The 4,939-nt window shown below is 71.3% G+C and carries 4 protein-coding genes; 1 reads left to right on the top strand and 3 read right to left on the bottom strand.

Annotated elements, in window-relative coordinates; genetic code table 11:
- On the bottom strand, positions 1-1,567 hold a 1,567-nt coding region (locus tag ACKOQ4_RS09925; protein WP_526291327.1), incomplete at its 3' end, for a cadherin-like domain-containing protein.
- A 120-nt stretch (positions 1,568-1,687) separates the two neighbouring features.
- Here ACKOQ4_RS09925 and ACKOQ4_RS09920 point away from each other — a divergent pair.
- Positions 1,688-2,380 carry a crotonase/enoyl-CoA hydratase family protein gene (locus tag ACKOQ4_RS09920; protein WP_526291325.1) on the top strand — a complete coding sequence of 231 codons (693 nt, stop codon included), beginning with the start codon at positions 1,688-1,690 and terminating at the stop codon, positions 2,378-2,380.
- 17 nt (positions 2,381-2,397) lie between these two features.
- Here ACKOQ4_RS09920 and ACKOQ4_RS09915 read toward each other — a convergent pair whose 3' ends face one another.
- Together ACKOQ4_RS09915 and ACKOQ4_RS09910 are read right to left on the bottom strand one after the other, a co-directional pair.
- Positions 2,398-3,300, bottom strand: a complete 903-nt coding sequence (locus ACKOQ4_RS09915) for an alpha/beta fold hydrolase (RefSeq protein ID WP_526291323.1) — start codon at positions 3,298-3,300, stop codon at positions 2,398-2,400.
- Between the two features lie 5 nt (positions 3,301-3,305).
- Complete coding sequence (locus ACKOQ4_RS09910) at positions 3,306-4,751, bottom strand: alanine/glycine:cation symporter family protein (protein WP_526291321.1); 1,446 nt, start codon at positions 4,749-4,751, stop codon at positions 3,306-3,308.
- Positions 4,752-4,939: the final 188 nt, after the last annotated feature.

Here is a 4,939-nt window from a genome sequence, read left to right as displayed (position 1 = left end):
CGGTGAATGCATCGTTGCGGTCGGCGGGGGTTGCCCGGGGGGAGGCCGCCGCGTGCCGGGCCGCGGCGTTGGGGGTGTAGGTGAAACTGCCGTCGGCGGCGACGGCGATCGCGCCCTTGGCGGTCGCGGCGGGCGCGGAGTAGCTCAGGGTGTCCCGGTCGGAGTCGGCGGCGCCCAGCGATCCGCGCACCACGCCGGTGGCGGGGTCCGGACTGCCCGCTCTGGCCGCACCGGTGGGAGCGGCGTTGGCGGGGGCGATCGCGACGAGTACCGGAACGGCGATGGATCCGCCGTGGCCGTCGGTGATCGTGACGGTGACGGGGTCGGTTCCGTCGGCGGTGGCGGCGGTGAGGTTGGCGGCGGCGTGGCGGGCCGCGGCGGTCGGTGTGTAGGTGAAGCCGCCCCCGGCGGCCACCACGACCGCACCCTTGGGCGTGGGCCCGGATCCGTTGTAGCTCAACGAATCTCCATCGGCATCCGCACCGCTGACCTTGCCGGTGACGATCCCGGTGGCTGCGTTGGGCACGCCGGCGGTTCCCGAGCCGGTCGGGGCGGCGTTGACCGGGCTGACGGTCACCGTGACGGTGCGGGTGACGGTGTGTCCGGTGTTGCCGCGCCGGCCGAACAGGCCGGCGAATCCGTGGTAGTGGGTGCGCACGGTCGCGTCGCTGACGGTGACGGTGAAGCTGTCGGTGACACCGGCGTGTGCCGACGCCCGATCGGGGGTGTAGCGGAACAGGCCGGCGCTGTCGACGGCGACGGTGCCGTGCGCGGGGTTGGCGTTGACGGTGAAGGTGAGGGGGTCGCCGTCGGCGTCAGCGGCGTTGAGGCTTCCGCTCACGACGCCGGTGGCGCTCTGGCCGGTCTGGGCCGGCGAGAGTGTCGGTGTCCGGTTGGAGAACAGGGAGAACGGGTTGCGCCTGGCCGCTGCCCGCAGGGTCTGCCCGGTCGACACCGCAGCGGCGGCCGGGGCCGCCGGTTGCCAGCGGCCGAGGCGCCGCACCGCGGCCAGGACCACCCAGCCCGCGGTGGCCTCGGCCGGGGACCCGGGTCCGGTGCTGCTGAACGGGGCCGGCACGGCCCGCACGGTGCCCGCCGCGGGCGCGGCGACGAGCGCGGCCGGAGCGGCCGGTGGTGCGGTGACCGGCGGGGCGGCGAGGGCGGCCGGGTCGGATGCGGACGGCGCCGAGGCGGGCCGGGCGGGTCGCTGCGCGACGGCCGCCGGCCGGACAGCCCGTGCGGGCCGCATCGGATCGGCCTTGACCGGCCGGGGGGCCGCCCTGACGGCGGACGCGGGCTTGGCCGCGGCGGGCACCGGGGCGTCATTCCGCCGCTGGCGCTGGGTTTTGCGGTCCACCCGGCGGGTGGCTTCGGCACGGGACGGACTGCGGGCAGCCCCGGCGGCAGGTGCGGCAGCGGCAGGTCTATCGGGCGACGAATCCGACGACACCGTCGCATCGTCGGCCGGTGCGGCGGCGGCGACGCCGCCCCCGCCGGTGGCTGCCGCCGCTCCGACGCCGAGGGCGACCGCGATGCCGGCGATCCGGCCGATTCCGCCTGCTTGCATGAGGATTTTCACTCTACCTCAGGAAATTCTCAGTGTTCACCACTTGCCGGGCGGCCGCCACGGCCCCGCGCGGCCTCGGTAACGTCATGGCCCAGGCACCGGACGTGGCAAGGAGCACCGATGAGCGTGAGTTACCGCCGGGACGAGGCGATCGCCGTGATCACCATGGACGACGGCAAGGTCAACGTGCTGGGTCCGGCCATGCTGGCCGAAATCGGCAAGGCGTTCGACCAGGCCGAGGCCGACGACCCCGGCGCCGTGGTCCTGGCGGGCAACGACAAGGTGTTCAGCGGCGGTTTCGACCTGAAGGTTTTCGGATCCGGCGACGCCCAGGCCGCGCTCGACATGCTCAAGGCCGGTTTCGAGTTGTCCCATCGCCTGCTGTCGTTCCGCAAGCCCGTCGTGGCGGCCATCACCGGGCACGCCATCGCCATGGGGGCCTTCCTGGCGTGCAGCGTGGATCACCGGATCGCCGCCCCGGGTTACAAGTTCCATGCCAACGAGGTGATCAACGGGATGGTCATTCCGTGGCCCGGTTTGGAGATCCTCAAGCTGCGGCTGACCCGTTCGGCCTACCAGCAGGCCGTCGGACTGGCCCGGGTCTACCTCACCGACACCGCGCTGGCCGGCGGCTGGGTGGATGAACTGGCGATGCCCGACCTGGTGCTGGAACGCTCCGTCGAGGCCGCCAAGACGTTCGCGGCCACCCTCAACGCCGGGGCCCACCACGCGTCCAAGATGCGGGTCCGCCAGGAGACCCTCGACGCCATGCGGCACGGCATCGACAACATGCACAAGGAACTCGGGCTGTAGCGCACGGGCCGGAGCCCCTACCGCCCGGCCGCCCAGGCCAGCAGCCGCCGGGCCAGTTCGGGGCCGGCGTCCTCCTGGATGAAGTGCCCTGCTGCGATGCGGGCGTGCGGCTGGCCGGCCGCGCCCGGGATGTGTTCGATCAGTGCGCGGTCGGCCTTGCCCAGAATCGGGTCCCGGGCGCCGAACACGCACAGCACGGGTTTGTCCCAGTGCCCCAGAACCTCCCAGGCCGCGCGGTTGGCGGGGACGGCGGGATCTTTCGGCGACGTCGGAACCAGCTGCGGGAAAGCCCGGGCACCGGCCTGGTAGCGCTTGTCCGGGTAGGGCGCGTCGTAAGCGGCGCGCACTGCGCGCGACAGCCTGCCGACGGTGCCGGCATCGACGATCCGGCCGGCGGGCAGCACCGGTGAGTACTTCGCGAAGCCGCGCCAGACGGCGAAGGCCCGCGGGGTGGGCCGGTCGGCGATCGGCAGAAAGCCGTTGGCGATGAACAGTTTCGCGAAACGGTCGGGGTGTTCGGCGGCGATCCGCAGGCCGATCAGCGAACCCCAGTCCTGCACCACGACGGTGACGTCGCGCAGGTCCAGCGCGGTGATCCAGGACGCCACCCAGTCGACGTGACGCTGGTATGTGTAGTCCTGAAGCCGGGTGGGCTTGTCGGAGCGGCCGAAACCGATCAGGTCCGGGGCCAGCACCCGGTGGCCGGCGGCGGCCAGCGGCCCGATCATGGTCCGGTAGAGGTAACTCCAGGTCGGCTCGCCGTGCAGCAGCACCACCGGCGAGCCGTCGGGCGGGCCCTCGTCGAGGTAGTGCATCCGCAGTGGCGGCGCGCCGGCGGCGGTGACGTCGAGGTAGTGCGGCGCGAAGGGATAGCCCTGCAGGCCGGCGAACCGGCCGTCCGGGGTGCGCAGGAATTCCACGCCGACTATCTAAGCAAGGACTCCTGCGGCCGGATCCAGATGTCGCCGTCGAGACGGCCGGGCAGCGATGCCTCGGCGGCGACGAACTCCGGGTCCTCCCCCGCCTCGGCCTGAGCGTGGTAGTCGCGCAGGGCGGCGAAGGCCCACTTGCCCAACAGCACGATCGCCACCAGGTTGACGATTGCCATCAGGCCCATCGAGATGTCGGCGAAGTCCCACACCGTGGACAGCTTGGCCACCGCGCCCACCGCGATGGCGAGCAGCACGATGACCCGGAAGATGTTGATGCCGCGTTCCTTGACGCCGAGGAAGAACAGGTTCACCTCGGCGTAGACGTAGTTCCCCAGCACCGAGGAGAACGCGAAGACGAACACCAGCACCGTCATCAGGTAGGTCGTCCACGATCCCAGCGAGGCCGACACCGCGGCCTGGGTGAGCGACGCGCCGGCCATCTTGGCCGGAGCGTGCGGGTCGTAGATCTCCGGTCCGGACACCAGGATGATGAAAGCCGTTGCGGAGCAGACGATCATGGTGTCGACGAACACACCCAGCGACTGGATCAGCCCCTGCTTGACCGGGTGCGAAACCGTCGCCGTGGCGGCGACGTTCGGGGCGCTGCCCATACCGGCCTCGTTGGAGAACAGCCCGCGCTTGACGCCGTTGAGCATCGCCGCGGCGACTCCGCCGGTGAACCCTCCCGCCATCTGCGAGAGACCGAACGCTCCGCCGATGATCTCGGCGAAGACGTGCGGCACGGCCGTGATGTTGATGGCGATGATCACGAAGGCCAGCAGCACGTAGGCCAGCGCCATCAGCGGCAGCACGATCTCGGCCACCTTGGCGACCCGCCGCACACCGCCGAACAGCACCGGCGCGGCCAGCAACACCAGGGCGATCGTGGTGTAGTGCACCTCCACGGCATGGGTGGTGTTGAGCACGTCGGCGATGGCGTTGGCCTGGACCATGTTGAACGCGATGCCGAAGGTGAACACCAGCAGCACCGCGAACAGAACCCCGCCGGCCCGCGAGCCCAAACCGCGCTGAATGTAGTAGGCCGGCCCGCCGCGGAAGGTTCCGTCGCCGGCGCGCACCTTGAAGATCTGTGCGAGAGTCGCCTCGATCATGGCGGTCGCCATGCCCAGCCAGGCGACCACCCACATCCAGAAGATCGCGCCTGGGCCGCCGACGGTCAGGGCGATGGCGACGCCGGCGATATTGCCGGTGCCGACCCGGGACGCCAGACCGACGCAGAACGCCTGGAACGAGGAGATGCCCTCGTCTGCGGCGCGTGCGTTGACCAACTGCCCGATCATCCTGCGCAGGTACCGGAGCTGGACGAATCGCGTCCTGACGGTGAAGTAGACGCCGGCCGCGACGAGCAGATAGACCAGCACGTAGGTCCAGAGCAGCTTGCTGATCGGGTCGATCAGGTTTGCCTGTACGAAGTCCATGCCGCCTCCTGTGACGATTTGCGAATCGTGCCACCTGAGCGACGGCTGTGCAGCGCAATCGACCGGAGAGCCACCCGGCCGATGTAGCCGGGAGCGGCCGGACCCTGTCGGGTCCGGGGGCTACGGGCCGGGAGCGGGAATGGTGACCGCGGCGGGCGCCGGCGGTGGCGGAGGCGCGGGCTTGGGCG

It is taken from the genome of Mycobacterium sp. (assembly GCF_046095365.1).
Classification (GTDB): Bacteria; Actinomycetota; Actinomycetes; order Mycobacteriales; family Mycobacteriaceae; genus Mycobacterium.
This window is presented reverse-complemented; position numbering and strand designations above follow the sequence as displayed.

Bases quoted from the DNA above. Each gene is read 5' to 3' on its own strand.
- ACKOQ4_RS09910 (WP_526291321.1), bottom strand. From the start codon at position 4,751: ATGGACTTCGTACAGGCAAACCTGATCGACCCGATCAGCAAGCTGCTC.
- ACKOQ4_RS09920 (WP_526291325.1), top strand. From the start codon at position 1,688: ATGAGCGTGAGTTACCGCCGGGACGAGGCGATCGCCGTGATCACCATG.